Genomic DNA, 22628 nt, shown 5'->3' on the forward strand with positions numbered 1-22628 from the left:
GCTAACGCAGTTTCAATAGTATCCAGGCAGTCAGATCTTCTGCAACGGATTTATCCAAACCCTTGTCTATCAACGAAAATTTGAAGGCCGATCCCAGTCGTGCCTTAGAATAAATGTTGAGCTTATTGTCTCTGAGGAATTCGCGAATTTTCTGATCGATAAGTGGCTCGTTAGAAAATGATTTTGTTTTATTTTTGGAGTTTCTTTTGCCTCCTTTTTTTTCAGCATGTTCCAGCCCTTTTTCCACAATGGCGGCCAAAGCAAGGCCTAAGTCACGCGCGGCAGCACCACCGAAAAAATTCAACATGACAGCGCTATTCATAGAAGGAAAAAAGCCGCCCGCAGGCGGCTCTCGAATGAAACGCAAATGTTAGGTGCGGCATTCGGCGGGCACAAACTTGTCTTCGATCGTGCCCTTGACAACATTGCTATTGCTTGCAGTCGAGCCCTTAGAAGCGCAGACCCAGCTAATGGACCCGGCAGTCGGGATAGTAGACGCACTGGAAGTGCCAGACAGAGCCGTACCGGTATCCCGGGCGCCGTCCAGAGGAGTAATCTTTAGCGTGGCGCCACTAGCAACGCCAGATTGATACGTGATTGTGATGATGCCCTTACTCTGGTCGATCTCAACCTTTTGAACGTTCTTGGTAGCGGCAGGAGCAATCCAACCAGAATCGAACGGAGCGCCGTTCGCTGCATTGGTGGCCACAGCCGTCTTGGCACTAGAGGCCAAGCTCAAACCTTCCGTGACCTTGGCACGGGTCGTATAGTCCTGATACGCCGGCAGCGCCACCGCCGCCAGAATGCCGATGATCGCCACGACGATCATCAGTTCGATAAGGGTGAAGCCCTGCTGGGCGGCTCGGGCGATGCTGCGACGGTTCATGGTCAGACTCCAGGTTTGAGAAGCGGTCCGGGGACTGCCCCGGTCGTGGCTTCTCTTTGCAGACCGCATGCCATCGCAGATTTGCGCTGAAAGGTGTCCAAAAGTTCACATTCCACGCATCAGTTCTGACACTTCTTGTTTGTAAATAAGTGTGACGTCGTGACAAAAAAGTCAGACGGGTCAGGGGTGACACGTTTGGTCGTTGCGCCGCGCTGGGCGCCTGAGCGCATTTCAGCCGCGGTCGAGCGCGACGGCGGGCACTTCGAGGATCTGGCCAGCTTCGAGCCAGCGCAGTTCCATGCGGTCCCACAACCGCAGCTGACCCACCAGCGCATTCACCTCGGCCATGATTTCCGCAGCGGCCGCCGGCTTGGTGTGGGTCACGTACACGGGATAGCGCGCGATGGGAGACATCTGCGCCAGCTCCTCGGCCAGCGTCGGTGGAGACAGGTGCAGACTGCGCTCGGCCAGCTGGCGCTCGCGGGTGCTGAACGCGGTTTCGATCACCAGGGCGCCCACGTCCAGCTGATTGACGCGGCGCCAGAAGGGCTTGTTGCGCTCGGTGTCGCCGCTGTAGACCCAATGCGAATGTCCGTCCGCCCGCCGTACGGCAAAGCCGCAGGCAGGGACGGTGTGGACGGCTGGAAGCACCTCCACGACCTTGGGGACACGACGGCCGAGCATCAGGCTCTGGCCGATGTCGAATTCGACGAAGTGGACCAGCGGCGCGTCCGTGGTGGGCAAGGCCGTGAAGTCGGGCCAGACCAGGTTGTTGAAGACATGCGCGCGCAGCACCTGCAGGGTGGCGCGCAGTCCATGCACGCGCAGGGGCCGGCGGCGCAGGCTGGCCACGGCGTCCACCATCAGCGGGAGGGCGGCGATGTGGTCAAGGTGCGAGTGCGTCAGCACCACGTCGTCGATCTGGGCCATCTCTTCCAGCGTGAGGTCGCCGACGCCCGTGCCGGCGTCGACGAGCAGGTCGCCATCGACCAGGAAGGAGGTGGTCCGGGCGCCCCGGGCAATGGCGCCGGAGCAGCCCAGCACGCGCACCTGCAGGCTGTTCATGAAGGGATCAGAGTCAAGAAAGGCAGTCCGGCCGTGCCGAAGGGCTGCAACCGACAAGCGCGCAGGCTAGGCGCTGGTCGCGCTTGCACCAAGGACATTCTTCACGCCCGGCCGGGCCGCGAGTATGCCTGTTCGCCAAGGCGCGGCAGGATCGAGTGTCACAAATTTGCAGTTCGACGAGGGCCGGCAGGCTGGAGCACCGGCGCTGGCGAAGGTCAGCGATCCGTCTCGGCGCCGGGCGGAGCGGGCGCCTCCGGCGTGTAGATGCGCTCGCCTTGCTGCCGACCACGGACCTGCACCTCGCCCAGCGCTCGCCAATGCCGGTGCGGTACCCGGGCGACGGTGCTTTCCCCAACGACGATGGGCACGCCGTGGGCCACGCACAGGCCCTCCAGCCGCGCCGCCAGATTCACGGCATCACCGATGGCGGTGTAGCTGCGACGCAGCGCGGAACCCATGTTGCCCACGACGACGGTTCCCGAATTGAGGCCGATGCCGATGGCCACGGCCGGCAGCCCGGCGGCCGCGTGTCGCACGTTCATGGCGGGCAGGGCGGCGACGATCTCCTGCGCGGCGCGCACGGCCCTGTCGGCATGGTCGATCTGCACGACGGGCGCGCCCCAGAAGGCCATGAGGCAATCGCCCATGTACTTGTCCACCGTACCGCCGTGGCGATTGACGATCTCGCTGAAGCGCGTGAAGACCTCGTGCAGCAGCGTCTGGAGCGTCACGGGCGGCATGTGCTCGGCCAGATGACTGAAGCCGCGCATGTCGCAGAACATGATCGTGAGCTCGCGGCTCTCGGCCCGCATGCTGTAGCGGTGCGGCTCACGGGCCATCTCGTCCACCAGCTGTGGCGGCACGTAGGCGCCGAACAAGCGCATCAGCCCGCGCCGATCACGACTTTCCACGAAGTAGCCCCAGCTCATGCTGAGGAGCAGCCCGGCGATGCCGGCCAGCAGCGCGGCGGCCTGCGGCAGCACGAGGCCGCCGTGCTGGTAGAGCAGGTCGTTGAGCAGCAGCAGTGCGCCGCATGCGCCCAGTCCGATGGCGAAGCCGGCCGCCACCGAGCGCAGGGCCGTGCCCAGGATCAGCAGCAGCCCGATCAGGACCAGGCTGGTCCAGGCATAGCCGGGCGCGTAGTCGGGCACATGGGGCACGCGGCCATCGAGCAGGCCCGAAAGCACGTGGGCATGGACCTCCACGCCGGGCAGCGCTGCGGCGATGGGGGTGGCGCGCAGATCCTGCAGGCCCGCGGCGCTGGCGCCCACGAGGACGATGCGGCCCTGTAGGGCACCAGCGGGCAGGCGACCTTCCAGCACGTCGCGCGCCGAGATGTAGGGAAAGCGATGCGTGTCATCGGCGCGGCCGCGCCGATAGGGCACCACGATGCTCCCATCCATGCCTACGGGCACAGTCATCCCCGGGCCCTCGGGCGCGCGCAGCGACAGTGCGGTCAACCGGGGTGTCGCGCCCGGTGCCTGCGCCAATCGGAGCAAGGGCGGGGCGCTCCCCGTCGCGGCGCGGAAGGTGGCCAGTGCCAGCGATTCGTAATAGCCGCCCGACGCCCCATCGAGCCGTGCGAGCAGCGGCACGGTCCGCACGATGCCGTCCTGGCCGGGCCGGAACACCACATTGATGAAGCCGACCCGCGCGCCGGTGGAGCGCCCAGGCAGGCTGGCGACCAGTGCGGGCCAGTCCGGAATGCGGTCGGCACCGGGCGGAACGGCGTTGGCGGGCAGCACGGGCGTCGGCAGGGCCGCGACGGGCGACGCTGCGGCGCTGGATGGCGTCACCGCCTCGCCATCGAAATGCACGCCCAGCACCACGCGGCCCGGGGCGGCGGCCAGCGTGCGTGCGAAATCGCCGTCCGGATCGAAGGCTGCGGCCCGGCGCGTGAGTTCGGCATCGAAGGCCGGCTGCGCGGGCCAGCGACCTTGGCCCAGCGCCTGCAGCAGCGCCGGCCCGCTGGCGCGGTCTGCCTCCGCGAACACCATGTCGAAGGCGAGCACACGCGCCTGCTGGCGCTGGGTCACTTCGGCCGCGAGGCGGGACAGGCGTTCGCGGCTCCAGGGCCACTGCCCGAACGCCCTCAGGCTGCTTTCGTCGATGTCGACGATGACGATGCGCGGATCGGTGCCACGCGGGGCATGCAGGCGCAGCCGGGCATCCTGGATCTGCGCATCGAGCCGCTCGACGCCCGGAAGGTGCAGCAGTCCGGCTGCGTGGGCCAGCGCGGCAAGGACGGGCAGCAGGGTGATTGCGATGCGCCAGCCATGGCCTCGAAGGCCCCGCCACAGGCCCATGTGCCGCATGACGTGCGTTGCTGCGCCGGCGGCGGCCTCAGCCCAGCACGAACTGCATACGGGTGCCGCCGAGTTCCAGGATGTCGCCGTCCTGCAGGGTCACGGCCCGCGGCTGCAGCGTCTCGCCGTTGAGTGTGGCGAGGCCATCGACCGGCGCCACCACATACCCCTGCAGGCGGCGGGTCACGGCGGCGACTGCGACGCCGGGCTTGCCGATGGTCGTCACCACCTTGCGCAGCATGATCTCGTGGCCCACCGCCGAGCCGCTGAGGATGCGGATGCAGGCCTGCGCGCCGGTACTGCCTTCGAGCGCGGCCGGGACGGTCTCGCCTTCGGTCAGCGGCATGGGGCGGGAGTCCAGCAACGGCGATCCCGCGCTCAGACTCATGCTGATGCCCGGAGTCATGCCGTCGGCAGCGTCATGGGTCTGCAGGTAGCGGATCTTGTACTTGCCGACCTCGATCAGGTCGTTGTGCTCGAGCACCTGCTTGCGGATGGCGCGGGAGTTGATGTAGGTGCCGTTGGTGCTGTCCAGGTCTTCGAGATACACGCTGCTGCCGATCTTGTGCAGCACCGCGTGCTCGCCGCTGATGGCGAGGTTGTCGATGACGATGTCGTTGTAGGGGCGCCGGCCGAGCGTCGTGCGTTCCTTGAGCAGGGGCACTTCCTTCAGCACGACGCCATCGATGGCAACTACCAATTTCGGCATGGCCGACACTCCTCAGACCGGACGGGCGCGCAGGCGCAAGACAGCAAGTTGTAACCGCGAGCGGCCGGGCCCGCAACCTTTTGACTGACACATGGGATCAATGATCGCCGTAGCGCGCCAGGATGACCGACACGTTGTCTTTGCCGCCATTGTCGTTGGCCACCGTGATCAGCAAGGCCACCTTGTCGGCCAGCGGAATGTCGTGGCTCAGCAGTGAGACGAGTTGCTCGTCGGCGACCATGTCGGTCAGGCCGTCCGAGCACAGCAGATACAGGTCGCCGCGTTGTGCCGGCTCGTGGAACAGGTCGACCTCGACCTCGGCGCCGATGCCCAGGGCCCGGGTCACCAGGTTGCGGTGCGGAGAGGCCTGGGCTTCCTGGGCCGTCATCAGCCCCGCGTCGATCTGGGCCTGCAGGAAGGAGTGATCGCGGGTCAGCGCCATCAGGCGCCCGCCGCGCAGGCGGTAGCAACGCGAGTCGCCAATGTGGCCCACCACGGTGCCGCCGGGGCCGAACACGGCGCTGACCAGCGTGGTGCCCATCCCGCGCAGGGCGGGATTGACCGTGCTGGCGTTGAAGACGGCGCGGTTGGCTTGCGTGATGCCCTGGTGCAGGGCCTTCATCACCGCCTTCCCGCCGGGCGCGGCCCCGGACTGCGCCAGCCACCGGCCCATGAAGGCCTGCACCAGCGCGACGGCCATCTCGCTGGCCACCTCGCCGCCCGCGTAGCCGCCCATGCCGTCCGCGAGAACGGCCAGACCCAGGCGGGGGTCGAAAGCGATCGAATCTTCGTTGTTGCGACGCAGCCGGCCGGTGTCGGTCTGCGCGGCGAACTCCCAGGGCGGCCCGGCGAGGTCCTGAGGGATGACGGCCGGACGCACCATGGGGCTCAGTGCTGCGCCGCCTGCTGGCGGGCGCGGCTCGCCAGCAGCTTGCCGATCGCCACCACCACCACGGCGCCGACGGCGGCCGCCACGTAGTGCAGCGAGGGATTGGCGGCCACGGCGTCATGCAGCGACACGTCGCTCGCCATCGTCTCGCCACCGACCCAGCCGATCAGGGCGGCGCCCAGAACGATGATGATCGGGAAACGGTTCATGAGCTTGATCATGAGCGAACTGCCGAAGATCACCAAGGGGATGCTGATGGCCAGGCCCAACACCAGCAGCACCATGCTGCCGTTGGCGGCCGCGGCGACGGCGATCACGTTGTCCAGGCTCATCACCAGATCGGCGATCAGGATGGTGCGCACGGCGCTGGCGAGCGTGGAATGCTGCTTGCCGCCGCCTTCCTCGCCCTCGTCCTCGCCACCCAGCAACTGCACGCCGATCCAAAGCAGCAGCAGGCCGCCGATGATCTGCAGATAGGGCAGGGACAGGAGCTTGACCGCCACGATGGTCAGCAAGATCCGAAGCACGACGGCGGCGGCCGAGCCGAGCATGACGGCCTTCTTCTGCTGCTCGGGTGGCAAGGCGCGCGCCGCCAGGGCGATCACCACGGCGTTGTCGCCCGAAAGAATGATGTTGATCCAGATGATCTTGAGCAGACCGATCCACAGATCAGGGTTGGAAAGAATCTCCACGGCTTGCTACCTCCACGGTGTAGTGAATTGATGAAGGGCGCCTGCGGTCTCCGACAACCACGGGCGCCCTCCGGCTTTTTTATGGAGTGGCTGAAGGCACGGCGTTCGTTCGACGCCTCCGGCTCCGCCTGGATGCCGGCGCCTCCCCCTCAAGAGGGTAGGCGCTCGGTCACCCGATCAGATCAGCGACTTCAGGATGCGACCCATCTCCGACGGGTTGCGCGTGACCTTGAAGCCGCACTCTTCCATGATGGCGAGCTTGGCATCGGCCGTGTCGGCGCCGCCCGAGATCAGCGCGCCGGCATGGCCCATGCGCTTGCCGGGAGGGGCGGTGACGCCGGCGATGAAGCCGACCACCGGCTTCTTCATGTTGGCCTTGCACCATTGGGCCGCTTCGGCCTCGTCGGGGCCGCCGATCTCGCCGATCATGATGACCGCGTCGGTGTCCGGATCGTCGTTGAAGGCCTGCATCACGTCGATGTGCTTGAGGCCGTTGATCGGGTCGCCGCCGATGCCCACGGCCGACGACTGGCCGATGCCCAGCTCGGACAGCTGTGCCACGGCTTCATAGGTCAGCGTGCCGGAGCGCGAGACCACGCCGATGCGGCCCTTCTTGTGGATGTGGCCGGGCATGATGCCGATCTTGATCTCGTCGGGCGTGATCAGGCCGGGGCAGTTGGGGCCCAGCAGCAGCGTCTTCTTGCCGCCCTTGGCTTCCTTGGCCTTCATCTTGTTGCGCACCTCGAGCATGTCGCGGACGGGGATGCCTTCCGTGATGCAGATCGCCAGGTCCAGGTCGGCCTCGACGGCTTCCCAGATGGCGGCAGCGGCGCCTGCCGGCGGCACGTAGATCACCGACACGGTCGCGCCCGTCTGCTGGGCGGCTTCCTTGACCGAGGCGTAGATCGGGATGTTGAAGATCGACTCGCCGGCCTTCTTCGGGTTCACGCCGGCCACGAAGGCATTCTTGCCGTTCGCGTATTCCTGGCACTTCTCGGTGTGGAACTGACCGGTCTTGCCCGTGATGCCCTGGGTGATGACCTTGGTGTCCTTGTTGATGTAGATCGACATGGCTGGTGATTCCTTACTTGACGGCCGCCACGACCTTCTGGGCCGCTTCTGCCATGGTGTCTGCGCTGATGATGGGCAGGCCGGATTCGGCCAGCATCTTCTTGCCCAGCTCTTCGTTCGTGCCCTTCATGCGCACGACCAGCGGCACGGACAGGTTCACGGCCTTGCAGGCGGTGATCACGCCGGTGGCGATGGTGTCGCACTTCATGATGCCGCCGAAGATGTTGACCAGGATGGCCTTCACGTTCTTGTTCTTCAGCATGATCTTGAAGGCCTCGGTGACCTTCTCGGGGGTGGCGCCGCCGCCCACGTCCAGGAAGTTGGCCGGCTCGCCGCCGAACAGCTTGATGGTGTCCATGGTGGCCATGGCCAGGCCGGCACCGTTGACCAGACAGCCGATGTTGCCGTCCAGGCTGATGTAGGCCAGATCGAACTTGGAGGCTTCGATTTCCGCGGGGTCTTCCTCGTCGAGGTCGCGCAGGGCGACGATCTCGGGGTGGCGGAACAGGGCGTTGGCGTCGAAGTTGAACTTGGCGTCCAGGGCGATGATGTTGCCCTTGCTGTCACGGTTGAGCGGGTTGATCTCGACCAGCGAGGCGTCCGTCTCCATGTAGCAGGTGTAGAGCTTCTTGCAGACGTCGATGAACTGCGCTTCGGAGTCGGCGGGCAGCTGGATGCCCTTGGCCAGTTCCTTGGCGAGTTCGTCGGTCATACCGGTGAGGGGATCGACGAAGACCTTGACGATCTTCTCGGGCGTGCTGTGCGCCACTTCCTCGATGTCCATGCCGCCTTCGCTGGAGGCGATGAAGGCCACCTTCTGCGTGCCGCGGTCGGTCACGGCGGAGAGGTAGTACTCCTTCTGGATGTCGGCGCCGTCTTCTATGTACAGGCGGCGGACCTTCTGGCCTTCGGCGCCGGTCTGGTGCGTGACCAGCTGCATGCCCAGGATGTCGGTCGCACGGGCCTTCACGTCCTCGATCGACTTGGCGACCTTCACGCCGCCGCCCTTGCCGCGGCCGCCGGCGTGGATCTGGGCCTTGACCACCCAGACCGGACCGCCCAGCTTCTGTGCGGCTTCGACCGCTTCTTGCACGGTGAACGCCGGAATGCCGCGCGGCACAGGCACGCCGAACTTGGCAAGGAGTTCCTTGCCTTGGTACTCGTGAATCTTCATGGAAAGAGTCTCTCGGAACGGAGGATGGGAGGTGCTGTTGTCCGCAGGCCACGCCAGCCGGCCGGCCGGGAGCGGCGGAGCAGCCCGCGAATGTATCATGGTGCGCCGCGTCATGGCGGCCTCGCGCCGTTGTGGCGATCACGTAGTCTTCCCACTGTCCATGGGGAGAACACCCCATCGAGGATCCCGCCATGACCACAGTTTTCATCGACGGCGAGGCCGGCACCACGGGCCTCCAGATCCGCGAACGGCTCACCGGCATGCCCGGCATCGAGCTCGTCAGCATCGCCCCCGAACTGCGCAAGGACGCCTCCGCCAAGCGGGACCTGATGGCGGGCGTCGACCTGGTCATCCTCTGTCTGCACGACGACGCGGCGCGCGAATCCGTGGCGCTAATCGACGGCCTGGGCGGGCGCAAGCCGCGCATCATCGACGCCTCCACCGCGCACCGCGTGGCCCCGGGCTGGGTCTACGGCTTCCCCGAACTCGCCGAAGGCCATGCCGCCGCGGTCAAGGCCGCCGAGCGCGTCGCCAATCCCGGCTGCTACGCCACCGGCGCCATCGCCATCGTGCGCCCGCTGGTCGACGCCGGCCTGCTGCCCAGGGACCATCCCATCGCGCTGCCTTCGGTCAGTGGCTATTCGGGCGGCGGTCGCAGCATGATCGAGGCCTACGAGGCAGGCACCGCCCCGGCCTTCGAGACCTACGCGCTGGGCCTCAAGCACAAGCACATCCCCGAGATCATGGCCTGCACGGGCCTCACGGCGCGGCCGGTGTTCATTCCCTCGGTGGGCAACTTTCGCCAGGGCATGCTGGTCAACCTGCCGCTGCACCTGGACGCGCTGCCCGGCAAGCCCACGGCGGCCGACCTGCACGACGCCCTGGCCGCCCACTACGCGAAGAGCAACACGCCCGAGCAGTACGTGAAGGTGCTGCCGCCGACGGGAGACGGCAAGCTGGAGCCGCAGGCCCTGAACGACACCAACGACCTGGAGATCCGCGTCTTCCCCAATGAAGACCATCGGCATGCCGTCGTCATCGCCCGCCTGGACAACCTGGGCAAGGGCGCGAGCGGTGCCGCGGTGCAGAACATGCGGCTGATGCTGGGGGTCTGAGGCCCTCAGCGCAGCATCATCGCCATCGCCGAGCAGCAGTTGAGCATGCGCACCGCCGCCTCCATGGTGGGTGCGTCGAAGCGCAGCACGGTGCCGTCCACGCGTTCGAAGCTGGGCCATTGGCAGAACAGGTCGGCATGGGCTGGCGTCTGGGTGTGCAGTTCCACCTTCAACGGCCCTTCCACACGCAACGGGACTGGACGCAGGCTGGCCGGCGCTGAGACCGCCCGCGCCACGCCTTCGCGGACGGCCGTGCAGGCGGCCTCGGGCGACAGCGAGACGCCGCTGTTCATGCCGGTCGCCTCCTTGGTCTGCACGAAGACCGTCCCGGGCAGGCGCGGTGTCGTCTCCGAGATGAAGGCGTCATCGCCGCTGGCCATGAGCACGGGCACGCCGTACTCGCCCGCCAGTGCGCCATAGAGCGTGGCCTCGCTCTGCCACTCGCCGTTGATCCGGATGCCGGCGAAGGCGCCGCTGTTGATGGTGTGGGCTAGGATGCCGGGCGCATGCGCGCGGGCGTGGTAGCCGACCATGCACACGCCCGCGGTGCCGGGCCGCTCCACGCCGGCCACCATGCTCAGGTAGCGCGGCTTGCCTTGCACGATGCGGGCGCGCGGGTCCAGCCGCGCCGCCGGCATGTTGCGGAAGCTGCCGTGCGAGTCGTTGACCACCACGGCCTCGGCTCCGCCGTCGAAGGCGCCGGCGATGGCGGCGTTGGCCTCGTCGGTCATCCACAGCCGGGCGCGTTCGTACTCGCCGTTGCCCGGGCGCGTCTGCTCGGGATGGAAGACGCCCGCGACGCCTTCGATGTCGACGGAGATGAGGATGGTGTGGGTCATGAATTCGGGCGCTTCGCGCAAGGAGTCGGCCCCCGCCCGAGGCGGCGTCGGCACGAGGAAAGGGCGGATGCGTGCGTCATGCCGAGACCGGCAGCAGCGAGCGCGCGAACGCATCCACCGGCCAGTCGCCGAGCAGCTCGCACAGGCCGTGGCGCACGTGGCCCGCGCGGCCACGCAGCGTGGGCGCATGCCAAAGCGCGGACAGGATGGCCTGCTCCACGCTGTCGGCCGCGGCCTGGAAGAAGGGGTCGAGCCGCGCATCGTGCAGCAGCGCGACGGCCGGCATGGGTTCAGCGGCAAGCTGCGGCAGCGCGTAGGCGGTCGAGAAGGCCAGCGCGATGTCCCCGCTGCCGTGGCCGAACACCGAGCCGGTGCGCGCCAGGCCGGCCCCGGCGCGCAGGGCCAGGCGGCGAAGCTGGCGCGCGTCCAGTGGCGCATCGGTGGCCAGCAGCATGATGATCGATCCGCGCTCCGGGCCCGTCGCAGGCGCCAGCCCGCCCGCCTGCTGAAGCCAGGCACCCACCGGCCGGCCCGCCACCTGCAGCTGCTCCGGCCGTCCCTGGTTGCTCAGCACCAGCGCGCCGACCGTCCAGCGCAGCGCGCCGGTCTCGTCGGCGATGCGCCGCGAGGCGCTGCCGATGCCCCCCTTGAGCCCATAGCACGACATGCCGCGGCCCGCGCCGACCGCACCCTGCGCGAAGTCGGCATCGGCGGATCGCCAGGCGGCCAGATAGTCGTCTTCGCAGACGGCAAAGCGCTGCATGTCGTTGAGGAAGCCGTCGTTGCACTCCAGCACCAGCGGATTCAGCGAGGGCCAGCTTCGGCCGCATTCGGGATGCGCCGCGATGCACTGGCGCATCTGTGCCTGCGCCACCGCCAGCACGGCGAAGGTGTTGGTCAGCGCGATGGGCGACTCCAGCACGCCCAGCTCTTCTACCTGCATCAGGCCCAGGCTCTTGCCGAAGCCGTTGAGCACCGCCACGCCGGCCGGCACGCGCTGCAGGTAGGGGCTGCCGGCGTGCGGGCGCATGACCGTGACGCCGGTGTGCACGTCCTCGTCCGGGCGGTCCAGCGTGGCATGGCCGACGGTGACGCCCGCGACATCGGTGATGGCGTTGCGCGGACCCGCGGGCAGATGCCCGATGTGCGGCAAGTTCGGGCCGCGCGCCATGGGGCTTCCGGCACCGCCGCATCGGCCGGTGCCTGCATCCTCGGTCACGGCCGGACGGTCGCTCACAGCCGGTCGATCTTCGGGTCCAGCGCGTCGCGCAGGCCGTCGCCGAGCATGTTGAAGGCCAGCACGGTGAAGAAGATGGCCAGCGACGGGAACAGTGCCACATGCGGCGCGTTGACCATGTCGGCCCTCGCTTCGTTGAGCATCGCGCCCCACTCCGGCGTGGGCGGCTGCGCGCCCATGCCCAGGAAGGACAGGCTGGCCGCCGTGATGATCGAGGTGCCCATGCGCATGGTGAAGTACACGACGATGGCCGACAGCGTCCCGGGCAGGATGTGGCGCAGCAGGATGGTGAGATCGCCCGCGCCGATGCTGCGCGTGGCCTCGATGTAGGTCAGGTTCTTCAGCGCCAGCGTGTTGCCGCGCACCAGCCGCGCGAAGGCCGGCACGCTGAACACCGACACCGCGACCACCACGTTGGTCATGCTGCTGCCCAGGATGGCCACCACCGCGATGGCCAGCAGGATGCCGGGGAAGGCGAACAGCACGTCGCACATGCGCATGATCAGCCGGTCCCACCAGCCGCCATAGAAGCCGGCCACCAGGCCGAGGGCGGTGCCCACCACCGCGCCCAGCGCGACGGAGACGAAGCCCGTGGCCAGCGAGATGCGCGCGCCCATCAGGATGCGGCTGAAGATGTCGCGGCCCAGCGGATCGACGCCGAACCAGTGCGCGGCCGAGGGTGGCGTGTTGAGCCGGTCGTAGTCGAAGAAGTTCTCGGCATCGTAGGGCGAGATCCAGGGCGCCAGCACGGCCACCACCACCAGCAGCACGATGAAGGCGAGGGCGGCCAGCGCCATCGGCTGGCGCTTGAACTTGCGCCAGAACTCGGACCAGGGCGAGCGCACCGCCAGCGGCGCGCCGCTGGCCGCCGCGGCGGCGGCCGAGGTGTCGGAAGCGGGAAGGGAGGAAGGGGAAGACATGGTGGGAGGGGGTGCCTGCGTGCGGTCGGCCGGTTGCATCACTTGCCGAAGCGGATGGCCGGGTTGATGAGGCCGTAGAGCACGTCCACCACCAGGTTGATGAGGATGAACTCCAGCGAGAACAGCAGCACCAGCGCCTGGATCACCGGGTAGTCGCGCATGTCCACCGCGTCCACCAGCAGGCGGCCCAGCCCGGGCCAGTTGAAGACGGCCTCCACCACGATGGAGCCGCCCAGCAGAAAGCCGAACTGCAGGCCCATCATGGTGACGACCGGGATCAGCGCATTGCGCAGACAGTGCTTGAACAGGATCCACGACTCGGGCACGCCCTTGGCGCGGGCGGTGCGCACGAAGTCCTCGCCGATCACCTCGATGAAGGAGGCGCGGGTGAATCGCGCCATCACGGCCGCCACGGCCGCGCCCAGCGTGAGCGAAGGCAGGATGTAGTGGCGCCACGAATCGGCGCCCACGGTGGGCAGCCAGCCGAGCTGCACCGAGAAGAGCTGCATCAGCAGCATGCCCAGCGCGAAGGCTGGAAAGGAGATGCCCGAGACGGCCAGCGCCATGCCCAGCCGGTCGGGCCACTGGTTGCGCCACACGGCCGACGCGATGCCGATGGCCATGCCGAACAGCGTGGCCCACACCATGCTCGTCACGGTGAGCCAGAAGGTGGGCATGAAGCGGTCTCCGATCTCTTCCGACACCGGTCGCTTGGTGCGCAGCGACGTGCCCAGATCGCCATGCAGCAGGCGGTTGAAGAAGGCGACGAACTGCTGGGGCAGGGGCTTGTCCAGACCCAGGTCCTGGCGCACCAGTTCCACCGTTTCCGGGCTTGCGTCCACGCCCGCGGCCAGCCGCGCCGGATCGCCGGGCAACAGGTGCACGAACAGGAAGACCAGCACCGCCACGATCAGCAGCGTGGGAGCAAGGCCGAAGAGGCGGCGGAAGACGTAGTGGAGCATGGAGATACAGGTGGCTCAGGCAGGAAGCGCGATACAGGCTCGGACAGATGAAATGCGCTGGTGGCGACGGACCACGCCGCGGCACTTGCCTCTCACGCCTGGTGCAGCCGGCCACACAAAAGAAGCGCACTTTCAAAGATCAAGCGGCCGCGGAGCAGGCCATGCCAGCGCACCCGCGGAACCGGCTTTGCCGGGCCGCCGGGTGCGCCCCCTCGAGGGGGGAGGCGGCTACACGAAGTGAGCAAGCAACGGGGGTGGGCTTATTTCAGCTCGACCTCGTCGAAGTTGAAGCTGCCATCGGGAATGACATAGAAGCCGGCCAGGTTGCGCGCACGTACCGACAGCAGCTGCTCGGTCACCAGGAAGGCCCAGGGTGCGTCCTTCCAGATGCGTTGCTGCGCATCGGCGTAGATCTTGGCCTTCTCGGTGTTGTCGGTGGTCACCAGCGCCTTCTGGATGTCCGCATCGACCTGCTCGTTCTTGTAGTAGGCCGTGTTGAACAGCTTGGGCGGGAAGGACTCCGAGGCCAGCAGCGGACGCAGCGCCCAGTCGGCCTCACCCGTCGACGAGGACCAGCCCACGTAGTACATGCGCACCGGCGCCGTGGCCGGGTCTTGCGCGCTCTCCACGCGTTCAACGCGCTGGCCGGCTTCCAGGGCCTGCACCTGCACCTTGATGCCGACCTGTGCCAGCTGCTGCTGCACGAACTGAATCACCTTCTGCGCGGTGCTGTAGTTGTAGGCGCTCCACAGCGTGCTCTCGAAGCCGTTGGGATAGCCCGCCTCCTTCAGCAGCTCGCGCGCCTTCTTCGGGTCATAGGGCCAGGGGCCGAGCTTGGTGTTGTATTGCACGCCCTTGGGCAGCACGCCCTCGGCCGGGATCGCGTAGCCCGAGAAGGCCACCTTGGCCAGGGCTTCCTTGTTGATGGCGTAGTTGATCGCCTCGCGCACCTTCGGGTTGTCGAAGGGCTTCTGCTGCACGTTCATCGAGATGTAGCGCTGGATGATGGACGGCGCGCTCGTCACCTCCAGGCTCGGCTTGGCCTGCAGCGTCGCGGCCGCCTCGGGCGGCATCGGGAAGGCGAAGTGCGCCTCGTTGGTCTGCATCATCGCGGCGCGGGTGTTGTTGTCCACCACCGGCCGCCAGGTGATCGAGTCGATCTTGGGGTAGCCCTTGCGCCAGTAGCCGTCGAACTTGGCGACCTTCAGGTAGTCGGTGGACTTCCACTCGACGAACTTGAAGGGGCCGGTGCCCACCGGGTTCTGCGCGATGCCCTTGCTGCCGTACTTGGCCAGCGCAGCCGGCGAGATGATCACCGCCGACGGATGGGCCAGCGAGTTGATGAAGGGCGAGAACGCTTCCTTCAGCGTGAAGCGCACCGTGGTCGGGTCCACCGCCTCGGTCTTGGCGATGTTCTTGTAGAGGTTGTAGCGCTTGAGCTTGTTGTCCGGGTTGGTCACGCGGTCGAAGTTGGCCTTCACTGCCTCGGCGTTGAAGTCGGTGCCGTCGTGGAACTTGATGCCGGTCTTGAGCTTGACGGTGTAGACCAGGCCGTCCTTGCTGACGGTGTAGCCGGTGGCCAGCACCGGCTGCATCTTCATGTCCTTGTCGAAGCCGAACAGGCCCTGGTAGAAGGACTTGGCCACGGCCTGCGACAGCGTGTCGTTGGCGTCGTAGGGATCGGTGGTGGTGAAGTTGGACTGCACGGCCACGACGATGTCCTTGGCGGCGTGGGCCGAGGCGGCGAAGCCCGCCAGCCCGGCCAGGGCCAGGGCGGCGGCGATGCGGTGGGGACGCTGTTGTTGCATGCGAAGCTCCTTCAGAAGACGAGGGGAACGAAAAAGGAAAAGGCGCATCGGGCGTCAGCCCTGCGGCGGCGCCACGAAATGATCCGGGCCGACCTGCACCAGCGGCGGCACTTCCGGCTCGTGGCCGGCCGGGAAGATGGGGCTGGGAATCTCGCCCTGCAGCAGCGCCCGCGGCTGGTGGCGGCGCGACGGATCGGCCACCGGCACCGCGCTCATCAGCTTGCGGGTGTAGGGATGCTGCGGGTTTTCGAACACCGCGCGGCGCGGGCCGATCTCGACGATGCGGCCCAGGTACATCACGGCCACGCGGTGGGCGATGCGCTCCACCACCGCCATGTCGTGCGAGATGAATAGGTAGGCCATGCCCATCTCGCGCTGCAGCTCGAGCATGAGGTTGACGATCTGCGCCTGGATCGACACGTCCAGTGCCGACACCGCCTCGTCCGCCACCACCACCTTGGGCTGCAATGCCAGGGCGCGCGCAATGGCGATGCGCTGGCGCTGGCCACCGGAGAACTCGTGCGGGTAGCGCTGCGCATGCTCGGGCGCCAGGCCCACGCGGGTGAGCAGCGCCTCCACGCGCGCCTGGGCCTCGGCCTTGGTGGCCAGGCCGTGCACCAGCAGCGGCTCCATGATCGAGAAGCCCACCGTCAGCCGCGGATCGAGCGAGGCGTACGGGTCCTGGAAGATGAACTGGATGTCGCGGCGCAGCGCCTGCACCTCGGCCGGCTTGAGGGCCAGCACGTCGCGGCCGTCGAAGCGGATGCTGCCGCGCTGGCTCTCCACCAGTCGCAGCAGCGAGCGGCCGGTGGTGCTCTTGCCGCAGCCCGATTCGCCCACCAGCGCCAGCGTCTCGCCGGCGCGCAGGTCGAAGCTCACCTTCTCCACCGCATGCACCTCGCGGGTCGCGCGCTGCAGCCAGCCGCCGCGCAACGGGAAGCGTGTGACCAGGTCGCGCACCTGCAGGATGGGCTCGGCATCGTGGCGGACGGTGTCGTGCTCGGGCGTTGGCGAGACCGCACCTTCGGCCGAATCGACGCGCAGCAGCTCGAAGGGGGCAGGCCGGTCGGTGCCCTGCATGGCGCCCAGCCGCGGCACCGCCGACAGGAGGGCGCGGGTATAGGGATGGGCCGGGGCCGCGAAGAGCTGCGCCGACGGGCCTTCCTCCACCTTGTCGCCCCGGTACATCACCAGCACGCGGTCGGCCACCTCGGCCACCACGCCCATGTCGTGCGTGATGAAGACCACGCCCATCTGCATCTCGCGCTGTAGCTCGGCGATGAGGGCCAGGATCTGCGCCTGGATGGTCACGTCCAGCGCGGTGGTCGGCTCGTCGGCGATCAGCAGCTGCGGCTTGCACGACAGCGCCATGGCGATCATCACGCGCTGGCGCATGCCGCCCGAGAGCTGGTGCGGATAGCGGCGCAGCACCTCGCGCGCCTCGGGGATGCGCACCAGCTCCAGCATGCGCAGCGCCTCGGCGCGGGCGGCCGTCTGGCTCTTGCCCTGGTGGATGGCGATGGCCTCGGCGATCTGGTCCCCGGCGGTGAAGACGGGGTTGAGCGAGGTCATCGGCTCCTGGAAGATCATGGCGATGTCCGCACCGCGGATGCCGCGCATCGTGGCCTGCGAGGCCCGGGCCAGGTCCAGCACCTCGCCATTGCGCCGGCGCAGGGCCATGCGCCCGTTCAGGATGTGGCCGCCGCCGTAGTCGACCAGGCGCATCAGCGCCAGCGAGGTGACGGACTTGCCCGAGCCCGACTCGCCCACGATGGCCAGCGTCTCGCCACGGTCCACGTGGAAGCCCAGGTGCTTGACCGCGTCGACGGTGCGCTCTCTCGTGGCGAAGCGCACGCTCAGGTCGTCGACCTGCAGTACGCGGCCTTCGGGAAGGGCGACGGCCGCACGGGTGGCGGCGGGCGCCTCGGCAATGGCAGTGCTCATGTCGGATTCAGCGGTGGATGGCGGTGACGGGCGCTTCGGCGCCGCGCACATGGGCACGGTACATGCCCTCGGTGTTGAAGGGCAGGGCGAGGTTTCCATGACGGTCCACCGCGATCAGCCCGCCGGTGCCGCCCAGCGCGGGCAGGCTCTGGTGGACCACCGCGTCGGCCGCCTCGGCCAGCGACTGGCCGGCATAGCGCATGCGCGCGCAGACGTCGTAGGCCGCAGCGGCGCGGATGAACATCTCGCCGCTGCCGGTGCAGGAGACGGCCGCCCAGCGGTCGTCCGCATAGGTGCCGGCGCCGATCAGCGGCGAGTCGCCGATGCGGCCCACGCGCTTGTTGGTCATGCCGCCGGTGGAGGTGGCGGCCGCCAGATGGCCATGGCGGTCGACGGCGACGGCGCCGACGGTGCCCATCTTGCGGTCCTCGTCCAGCGGACTGCGCGGGGCCTCGGCCACGGCGGTGGCGCCGTCGTGGTCCAGCACCACGCGGCCGGCGGCGCGCACGCGCTCCAGCTGCTCGCGGCGCATGGGGGTGGAAAAGTACGTCGGGTCGACGAAGGCCAGGCCGCGCTCCTGCGCGAAGGCCTCGGCCCCGGCGCCGGCCAGCAGCACATGGGTGCCGTCCTCCATCACGGCGCGCGCCGTGTGCACCGGATTGCGCAGCCGGCTCACGCCCGCGATGGCGCCGGCGCGCAGGTCGCGGCCGTCCATCACGGCGGCGTCCAGCTCGTGCGTGCCAGCGTGGGTGAACACGGCGCCATGGCCGGCATTGAACAGCGGGCAGTCCTCCAGCATCTGCACGGCCAGGCAGACGGCGTCGAGCGCGCTGCCGCCATCAAGCAGCAGGGCCTGGGCCGCGGCAGCGATGTCGTGCAGCGCCCGGTGGTAGCCGCGGGCGTCATCGGCACTGAGGCTGGCGGCCGTGATGGTGCCGGCGCCGCCGTGCAGCGCGAGGGCGGGAAGAATCATGCGGAAAGGTCCTTGGGGTCGACGCCACGGCGGCCGGTGCGCGTGTTCCAGATCCATGGCGCGATGGCCTCGGCGGTGCCGCGTGCAGCCTGCAGCGCTTCGCGGCTTTGCAGCGACAGAGCAATGATCAGGGCTTCGATCAGCGCCAGCACGCTGCTCTCGCAATTGGCGCGGAAGCGGCTGCGGGCCTGGGCGAAGAGGGCCACATCGGCCAGCGGCGCCAGCGGCGAGGCCGCATGGTCGGTGATGGCGAGCACCGGCGTGCCGCGGGCGCGGGCCTGCTCGGCCAGGGCCACGGTGTCGGCCAGGTAACGGGGGAAGCTGATGGCCACCACCAGGTCCTGTGGCGTGCTGCGGGCCAGTGCGCGGGCGGCGTGGGTGGCGCCCGCGGCGCTGGCCAGCAGGCGCACGTCGTCGCAGTGGGTTTCCAGTCCGTGCTGCAACAGTCCGCCGAGCCAGGCGCTGGCGCCATAGCCGGCGATGTAGATGGTGCGGGCCTCGCGCAGCAGCGCCACGGCGGCCTCGCAGGCCTGAGGCGTCAGCGCCTGGCGGGTGCCTTCGATGTTCTGGCGGCATTCCTCCAGCGCGCTGGCGAAGGCGTCCGCCGCGCTGGCCGGGCCGGATTCGACCTGGCTGCGCAACTGTTCGACCGGCGCGAGCAGCGCCTCGAAGCCGCGCACCAGCTCGGCCCGGAAGGCCGGGTAGCCGTCGAAACCCAGCGCCCGCGCGAAGCGGTTGGCCGTGGCGACCGACACGTCCGCGCGCGCCGCCAGCTCGTCGATGGAGAGCGTGGCCACCTGCAGCGGCTGGGCCAGCACCACATCCGCCACCTGCCGATGCAGGCGCGACAGCTGCGGCCGCGCCTGCGCGATGCGCTGGGCGACGGAATGGGTGCCGTGGGGCGTGGGCGGGGTGTTGGTGGGCGCGAGCACGGAAATGGGGCGGATGTGAAAGCGAATTTACACGCTTGGTGCATCCGGAGAAAACTTTTGATCGTTTTCTACTTCCCACAGCAAAGTCCGGGCCAGGGAGTTCAGTGTGCCTCGCCGTCGTCCTCGTCCGGAAGGGCGCGCATCGCCCGTGCTGCCACGTCTGCCGAAAAACCACGCGCCAGCAGGAAACGCATTTGGCGCCCGCGCTCGCGGGCATCGGTCGGTGGCTTGCCGAAGCGCTTGAGCCATAAGGCGCGTGCGCGCGCGGGTTCGGACTCCTTCAAGCCTGCCAGGGCGTCTGCGGCTGCTGCGGCATCCACGCCCTTCGCAGCAAGCTCCTGCCGCAGGCGGCTGGTGCCCAGGCGTCCGGCGCGCTGGTGCAGCAGCGAGTCGATGACCCGCTGTTCGTCGATGAAGCCGCGCGCCTGCAGTTCGTCGAGCACCTTCGCCAGCTCGCCGGGCTCGGTCTCGTGGGCCGCCAGCTTGCGTTCCAGCTCCAGCCGCGAATGCTCGCGGCGGCTGAGCAGTTGGAGGGCGCGGCCCTTGAGCGACAGCGTCGGCCGCCGACGCGCGGGTGCGGCATCGACAGGGGCCGCGCCGTCCGGCGAGGGCGACTGTGGGTCCCGAGGGCGGCGCGCTCCGGCGCTGCGCCCGGGTCGCGTGTCGTCGTCCTGCGGGCTGCGCCCATCCGGGGCGCGGGGGCGCCCGGACGCCCTCCACATGCTGGCTTACTCCGCGTCGGGCGCGTCCACCACGCCGTCGGTGGGCAGCAGGCTGATGCCCAGGCTCTCGCGCACCTTGTTCTCGATCTCCACGGCCAGGGCCGGGTTCTCGCGCAGGAACTCGCGGGCGTTGTCGCGGCCCTGGCCGATCTTCTCGCCGTTGTAGGCATACCAGGCGCCCGACTTCTCGACGATGCGCGCCGTGACGCCCATGTCGATGATCTCGCCCTCGCGGCTGATGCCTTCGCCGAACAGGATGTCGAATTCGGCCGTCTTGAAGGGCGGGCTCACCTTGTTCTTGACCACCTTCACCTTGGTCTCGTTGCCGATGGCCTCGTCGCCCTTCTTGATGGTGCCGGTGCGGCGGATGTCCAGGCGCACCGAGGCGTAGAACTTCAGCGCATTGCCGCCGGTGGTGGTCTCGGGGCTGCCGAACATCACGCCGATCTTCATGCGGATCTGGTTGATGAAGATGACCATGCAGTTGGTCTTCTTGATCGTGGCGGTCAGCTTGCGCAGCGCCTGGCTCATCAGGCGGGCCTGCAGGCCGGGGAGGCTGTCGCCCATCTCGCCCTCGATTTCGGCCTTGGGCGTGAGTGCGGCCACCGAGTCGACCACGATCAGGTCCACGGCGCCCGAGCGCACCAGGCTGTCGACGATTTCGAGCGCCTGCTCGCCCGTGTCGGGCTGGCTGATCAGCAGGTCCGACACGGTCACGCCCAGCTTCTGGGCATATTGGATGTCCAGCGCATGCTCCGCATCCACGAAGGCGCACTGGCCGCCCTGCTTCTGCATCTCGGCAATGACCTGCAGCGTCAGCGTGGTCTTGCCGGACGACTCCGGGCCGTAGATCTCGATCACGCGGCCGCGCGGCAGGCCGCCGACGCCCAGCGCGATGTCCAGGCCCAGCGAGCCGGTGGAGACGACCTGGATGTCCTCGATCTTCTCGCCCTCGCCCAGGCGCATGATGGTGCCCTTGCCGAACTGCTTTTCGATCTGGGCCAGTGCGGCTTGCAGGGCCTTTGCCTTTTCGCTGTTGGCGGCCTTGACGGGTGCGTCCATGAGTGACTCCTTGAGGTGTGGATGGGTGCCTGTCTTGATCTACAGGCTGGATGCTTGAACAGTAGTGTAGGGGCGAGTATTTTTCTGCCAAGCCGTTTTTTCGTCAGTTTGGCTTACCATTTGCCATGGACCTTGCAGAGCCAAAGGACGACGACTGGCGCCAGACCCACCTCGGCCGCTTGCTCGGTCATGCCGTGCGTCGCTTCGACGCCCGCGTCTACGAACTGATGGCCCATGACGTGGAGGTGCCGCTGGCGCTGTCGAACCTGGCGGCGCGCCAGCAGGTGACGGCGGCGCACATCCACATCACCCGCCACCTGGCGCGCGGCGGCTCGCGGCTGGTCGAGCTGGCCGAATCGGCCGGCATGACCAAGCAGGCCATGGGCGCCCTGGTGGACCAGTGCGAGGCCTGGGGCCTGGTGCGTCGCGAGGCCGATCCGCTGGACGCGCGGGCCCGGCGCATCGTCTTCACCGCCGACGGCCTGGCCTGGCTGGAGGCCTTCCGCCGTTGCGTCGCGCGGGCCGAGGCCGAGTTCCGCGCCAGCGTCGGCGACGAGGTGGCGACGGTGGTTGCCCTGGGGCTCGAAGCGTATTGCGGCTCCTAGAATCCGCCACCCTCCAGAGAGCCCCCATGCGCATCCTCATCGCCGAAGACGACCAGGTGCTTGCCGATGCCCTGCTGCGCAGCCTGCGCACCTCGGGCGCGGCCGTCGACCATGTGGCCACCGGCCCACAGGCCGATGCGGCGCTCATGACCAACAACGAGTTCGACCTGCTGATCCTCGACCTGGGCCTGCCCAAGCTGCATGGCCTGGAGGTGCTCAAGCGCCTGCGGGCGCGGGGCTCGCAGGTGCCGGTGCTGGTGCTCACCGCCGCCGATTCGGTGGAGGAGCGCGTCAAGGGCCTGGACCATGGCGCCGACGACTACATGGCCAAGCCCTTCTCGCTGCAGGAACTGGAGGCCCGCGTGCGCGCCCTCACGCGCCGCGGCATGGGCGCCACCAGCAACGCCATCAGGCATGGCCCGCTGGTCTACGACCAGGCGGGCCGGGTGGCCACCATCGACGGCAAGATGGTCGAGCTGTCCGCACGCGAACTCGGCCTGCTGGAGGTGCTGCTGCAGCGCGCCGGCCGCCTGGTCAGCAAGGACCAGCTGGTGGAGCACCTGTGCGAATGGGGCGAGGAAGTGAGCTTCAACGCCATCGAGGTCTACGTGCACCGGCTGCGCAAGAAGATCGAGAAGGGCCCGATCCGCATCGCCACCGTGCGCGGCCTGGGCTATTGCCTGGAAAAGATCGACGGGTGACGGGCGGGCGGCCAGT

At 68.2% G+C, this 22628-nt stretch carries 22 protein-coding genes; 3 read left to right on the forward strand and 19 right to left on the reverse strand.

From position 1 onward, the window contains the following. Position 1: 1 nt before the first annotated feature. From QZ772_RS12510 to sucC, 9 genes are all read right to left on the reverse strand, one after another. A complete protein-coding gene (locus tag QZ772_RS12510; RefSeq protein ID WP_295526582.1) occupies positions 2 to 307 on the reverse strand; it encodes a hypothetical protein in 306 nt (101 codons plus the stop codon). 63 nt (positions 308 to 370) lie between these two features. Beyond that, positions 371 to 886, reverse strand: a complete 516-nt coding sequence (locus tag QZ772_RS12515) for a pilin (protein ID WP_295526585.1) — start codon at positions 884 to 886, stop codon at positions 371 to 373. 231 nt (positions 887 to 1117) lie between these two features. Beyond that, positions 1118 to 1942: a 3',5'-cyclic-nucleotide phosphodiesterase gene (locus QZ772_RS12520; RefSeq protein ID WP_295526654.1), complete on the reverse strand. Its 825-nt coding sequence runs from the start codon at positions 1940 to 1942 to the stop codon at positions 1118 to 1120. 224 nt (positions 1943 to 2166) lie between these two features. Beyond that, positions 2167 to 4266 (reverse strand): CHASE2 domain-containing protein, encoded by a 2100-nt coding sequence (locus QZ772_RS12525; protein WP_295526588.1) that lies wholly within the window; start codon positions 4264 to 4266, stop codon positions 2167 to 2169. Positions 4267 to 4294: 28 nt separating this feature from the next. Continuing rightward, positions 4295 to 4966: an FHA domain-containing protein gene (locus QZ772_RS12530; RefSeq protein ID WP_295526590.1), complete on the reverse strand. Its 672-nt coding sequence runs from the start codon at positions 4964 to 4966 to the stop codon at positions 4295 to 4297. 97 nt (positions 4967 to 5063) lie between these two features. After that, positions 5064 to 5849: a Stp1/IreP family PP2C-type Ser/Thr phosphatase gene (locus tag QZ772_RS12535; protein WP_295526592.1), complete on the reverse strand. Its 786-nt coding sequence runs from the start codon at positions 5847 to 5849 to the stop codon at positions 5064 to 5066. Positions 5850 to 5854: 5 nt separating this feature from the next. Beyond that, positions 5855 to 6547 carry a TerC family protein gene (locus QZ772_RS12540; protein WP_295526594.1) on the reverse strand — a complete coding sequence of 231 codons (693 nt, stop codon included), beginning with the start codon at positions 6545 to 6547 and terminating at the stop codon, positions 5855 to 5857. 177 nt (positions 6548 to 6724) lie between these two features. Then, positions 6725 to 7618 carry a succinate--CoA ligase subunit alpha gene (gene sucD, locus QZ772_RS12545; protein WP_076507033.1) on the reverse strand — a complete coding sequence of 298 codons (894 nt, stop codon included), beginning with the start codon at positions 7616 to 7618 and terminating at the stop codon, positions 6725 to 6727. A gap of 13 nt (positions 7619 to 7631) precedes the next feature. Further along, the gene (gene sucC, locus QZ772_RS12550) at positions 7632 to 8792 is read right to left on the reverse strand and encodes an ADP-forming succinate--CoA ligase subunit beta (RefSeq protein ID WP_295526597.1); all 1161 of its coding nucleotides are present in this window, start codon (positions 8790 to 8792) and stop codon (positions 7632 to 7634) included. Positions 8793 to 8983: 191 nt separating this feature from the next. Between sucC and argC the strand changes: the two genes are divergently transcribed. After that, a complete protein-coding gene (gene argC, locus QZ772_RS12555; RefSeq protein WP_295526599.1) occupies positions 8984 to 9907 on the forward strand; it encodes an N-acetyl-gamma-glutamyl-phosphate reductase in 924 nt (307 codons plus the stop codon). Between the two features lie 5 nt (positions 9908 to 9912). Here argC and QZ772_RS12560 read toward each other — a convergent pair whose 3' ends face one another. The 10 genes from QZ772_RS12560 to recA form a co-directional block, all read right to left on the reverse strand. Next, positions 9913 to 10746 carry a M55 family metallopeptidase gene (locus QZ772_RS12560; protein WP_295526602.1) on the reverse strand — a complete coding sequence of 278 codons (834 nt, stop codon included), beginning with the start codon at positions 10744 to 10746 and terminating at the stop codon, positions 9913 to 9915. Positions 10747 to 10822: 76 nt separating this feature from the next. After that, positions 10823 to 11917 carry a P1 family peptidase gene (locus tag QZ772_RS12565; RefSeq protein WP_295526657.1) on the reverse strand — a complete coding sequence of 365 codons (1095 nt, stop codon included), beginning with the start codon at positions 11915 to 11917 and terminating at the stop codon, positions 10823 to 10825. Between the two features lie 62 nt (positions 11918 to 11979). After that, the gene (gsiD, locus tag QZ772_RS12570) at positions 11980 to 12903 is read right to left on the reverse strand and encodes a glutathione ABC transporter permease GsiD (RefSeq protein ID WP_295526604.1); all 924 of its coding nucleotides are present in this window, start codon (positions 12901 to 12903) and stop codon (positions 11980 to 11982) included. A gap of 38 nt (positions 12904 to 12941) precedes the next feature. Next, positions 12942 to 13865, reverse strand: coding sequence for a glutathione ABC transporter permease GsiC (gsiC, locus tag QZ772_RS12575; RefSeq protein ID WP_295526607.1), 924 nt, complete (start codon positions 13863 to 13865; stop codon positions 12942 to 12944). A 260-nt stretch (positions 13866 to 14125) separates the two neighbouring features. Beyond that, a complete protein-coding gene (gene gsiB / locus QZ772_RS12580) occupies positions 14126 to 15673 on the reverse strand; it encodes a glutathione ABC transporter substrate-binding protein GsiB (protein ID WP_295526610.1) in 1548 nt (515 codons plus the stop codon). Positions 15674 to 15727: 54 nt separating this feature from the next. Continuing rightward, positions 15728 to 17617, reverse strand: coding sequence for a dipeptide ABC transporter ATP-binding protein (locus QZ772_RS12585; protein ID WP_295526613.1), 1890 nt, complete (start codon positions 17615 to 17617; stop codon positions 15728 to 15730). 7 nt (positions 17618 to 17624) lie between these two features. After that, entirely contained in the window at positions 17625 to 18590 is a 966-nt protein-coding gene (locus QZ772_RS12590) for an isoaspartyl peptidase/L-asparaginase family protein (protein ID WP_295526615.1), read from the reverse strand. Further along, entirely contained in the window at positions 18587 to 19522 is a 936-nt protein-coding gene (locus QZ772_RS12595; protein WP_295526618.1) for a MurR/RpiR family transcriptional regulator, read from the reverse strand. Before QZ772_RS12595 ends, QZ772_RS12590 begins: the two co-directional genes overlap by 4 nt. 101 nt (positions 19523 to 19623) lie before the next feature. Beyond that, positions 19624 to 20244 (reverse strand): recombination regulator RecX, encoded by a 621-nt coding sequence (gene recX, locus QZ772_RS12600; protein ID WP_366510588.1) that lies wholly within the window; start codon positions 20242 to 20244, stop codon positions 19624 to 19626. 6 nt (positions 20245 to 20250) lie between these two features. Further along, entirely contained in the window at positions 20251 to 21306 is a 1056-nt protein-coding gene (recA, locus tag QZ772_RS12605; RefSeq protein WP_294378852.1) for a recombinase RecA, read from the reverse strand. A 125-nt stretch (positions 21307 to 21431) separates the two neighbouring features. Between recA and QZ772_RS12610 the strand changes: the two genes are divergently transcribed. After that, a complete protein-coding gene (locus tag QZ772_RS12610; protein ID WP_295526624.1) occupies positions 21432 to 21911 on the forward strand; it encodes a helix-turn-helix domain-containing protein in 480 nt (159 codons plus the stop codon). Between the two features lie 26 nt (positions 21912 to 21937). Next, positions 21938 to 22612: a response regulator transcription factor gene (locus QZ772_RS12615; protein WP_076507056.1), complete on the forward strand. Its 675-nt coding sequence runs from the start codon at positions 21938 to 21940 to the stop codon at positions 22610 to 22612. Positions 22613 to 22628: the final 16 nt, after the last annotated feature.

It is taken from the genome of uncultured Pseudacidovorax sp., from assembly GCF_913773995.1.
GTDB lineage: Bacteria > Pseudomonadota > Gammaproteobacteria > Burkholderiales > Burkholderiaceae_C > Xenophilus.

What these genes read in the sequence shown, in the direction of transcription:
- QZ772_RS12510 (WP_295526582.1), bottom strand. Translation starts at nt 307, where the DNA reads ATGTTGAATTTTTTCGGTGGTGCTGCCGCGCGTGACTTAGGCCTTGCT.
- QZ772_RS12515 (WP_295526585.1), bottom strand. Translation starts at nt 886, where the DNA reads ATGAACCGTCGCAGCATCGCCCGAGCCGCCCAGCAGGGCTTCACCCTT.
- QZ772_RS12525 (WP_295526588.1), bottom strand. Translation starts at nt 4,266, where the DNA reads ATGCGGCACATGGGCCTGTGGCGGGGCCTTCGAGGCCATGGCTGGCGC.
- QZ772_RS12530 (WP_295526590.1), bottom strand. Translation starts at nt 4,966, where the DNA reads ATGCCGAAATTGGTAGTTGCCATCGATGGCGTCGTGCTGAAGGAAGTG.
- QZ772_RS12535 (WP_295526592.1), bottom strand. Translation starts at nt 5,849, where the DNA reads ATGGTGCGTCCGGCCGTCATCCCTCAGGACCTCGCCGGGCCGCCCTGG.
- sucD (WP_076507033.1), bottom strand. Translation starts at nt 7,618, where the DNA reads ATGTCGATCTACATCAACAAGGACACCAAGGTCATCACCCAGGGCATC.
- sucC (WP_295526597.1), bottom strand. Translation starts at nt 8,792, where the DNA reads ATGAAGATTCACGAGTACCAAGGCAAGGAACTCCTTGCCAAGTTCGGC.
- argC (WP_295526599.1), top strand. Translation starts at nt 8,984, where the DNA reads ATGACCACAGTTTTCATCGACGGCGAGGCCGGCACCACGGGCCTCCAG.
- QZ772_RS12560 (WP_295526602.1), bottom strand. Translation starts at nt 10,746, where the DNA reads ATGACCCACACCATCCTCATCTCCGTCGACATCGAAGGCGTCGCGGGC.
- QZ772_RS12565 (WP_295526657.1), bottom strand. Translation starts at nt 11,917, where the DNA reads ATGGCGCGCGGCCCGAACTTGCCGCACATCGGGCATCTGCCCGCGGGT.
- gsiD (WP_295526604.1), bottom strand. Translation starts at nt 12,903, where the DNA reads ATGTCTTCCCCTTCCTCCCTTCCCGCTTCCGACACCTCGGCCGCCGCC.
- gsiC (WP_295526607.1), bottom strand. Translation starts at nt 13,865, where the DNA reads ATGCTCCACTACGTCTTCCGCCGCCTCTTCGGCCTTGCTCCCACGCTG.
- gsiB (WP_295526610.1), bottom strand. Translation starts at nt 15,673, where the DNA reads ATGCAACAACAGCGTCCCCACCGCATCGCCGCCGCCCTGGCCCTGGCC.
- QZ772_RS12585 (WP_295526613.1), bottom strand. Translation starts at nt 17,617, where the DNA reads ATGAGCACTGCCATTGCCGAGGCGCCCGCCGCCACCCGTGCGGCCGTC.
- QZ772_RS12590 (WP_295526615.1), bottom strand. Translation starts at nt 18,590, where the DNA reads ATGATTCTTCCCGCCCTCGCGCTGCACGGCGGCGCCGGCACCATCACG.
- recX (WP_366510588.1), bottom strand. Translation starts at nt 20,244, where the DNA reads ATGTGGAGGGCGTCCGGGCGCCCCCGCGCCCCGGATGGGCGCAGCCCG.
- recA (WP_294378852.1), bottom strand. Translation starts at nt 21,306, where the DNA reads ATGGACGCACCCGTCAAGGCCGCCAACAGCGAAAAGGCAAAGGCCCTG.
- QZ772_RS12610 (WP_295526624.1), top strand. Translation starts at nt 21,432, where the DNA reads ATGGACCTTGCAGAGCCAAAGGACGACGACTGGCGCCAGACCCACCTC.
- QZ772_RS12615 (WP_076507056.1), top strand. Translation starts at nt 21,938, where the DNA reads ATGCGCATCCTCATCGCCGAAGACGACCAGGTGCTTGCCGATGCCCTG.